The 931-nt window shown below is 49.7% G+C and carries 1 protein-coding gene; it reads left to right on the top strand.

The window, feature by feature from the left end:
• Nucleotides 1-931, top strand: a 931-nt coding sequence (gene istA, locus EOE67_RS20295) for an IS21 family transposase (RefSeq protein WP_127701428.1), incomplete at both ends; no start/stop codon positions are given.

The following is a 931-nucleotide window of genomic DNA, read 5'->3' as shown; positions in this document are numbered from 1 at the left end:
TCGCTTTGATGCATCAGGAACTCAAACGTAAAGGGATGACCAAGCTGCTGTTATGGCAGGAATATCGAGATCTCGATACGGCCACGGCCTATGGCTACACACAGTTTTGTGAGCATTATCAAACGTGGGTTAAAAGCCTCAAACGCAGCATGCGGCAACTGCATATTGCCGGTGACAAACTGTTTATCGATTATTGTGGTCCAACCGTAGCAATCCTTAACCCTGACACTGGTGAGATCCGGTATCACGCACAAATCTTCGTTGCCACCTTAGGTGCCTCCAATTACACCTATGTTGAAGCCGGGCGCTCCCAGCAGCTTGAAGATTGGATCATGGCACATGCCCGTGCCTTCGAGTTCTTTGGTGGTATTCCGCGTTTACTGGTGCCTGATAATCTGCGCTCAGCGGTCACCAAAACCCATCGTTACATGCCGGTTCTCAATGAGAACTATGCCCGCATGGCACGTCATTACGGCACGGCAGTCATGCCCGCCAGGCCATATAAACCCAAGGACAAATCAAAGGTTGAAAACGCGGTACTCATTGTTGAGCGTTGGATCCTAATGCGATTACGGCATGAGCATTTTTACACGCTGAGCAGTTTAAACCTGCGGATCCGTGAACTGCTGCAAGATCTGAATCATCGTCAGCAGCGTGTACATCCGGGCTCTCGTCATGAACTTTATGTCCGGTTTGATAAACCCGCACTGATGCCCTTACCGCTTTATCCCTATGAGTACATCGACAGCAAACAAGCCCGTGTTGGGCCTGATTATCATGTGCTATATGCCAAACATGCGTACTCGGTCCCGCATCATCTGGTGAGTCACACAGTGACGATTGAAGCGACGGCACAAATCATCTGCGTGTATTACCAAAGCAAAGTGGTTGCTCAGCATCCCAGAAAACATCACGACGGCGGTTTTACCAC

Source organism: Rheinheimera riviphila, from assembly GCF_004005945.1.
GTDB classification, from domain to species: domain Bacteria; phylum Pseudomonadota; class Gammaproteobacteria; order Enterobacterales; family Alteromonadaceae; genus Pararheinheimera; species Pararheinheimera riviphila.
Note: the sequence above shows the minus strand (reverse complement) of the source record. Positions and strands in the feature narration are given on the sequence as shown.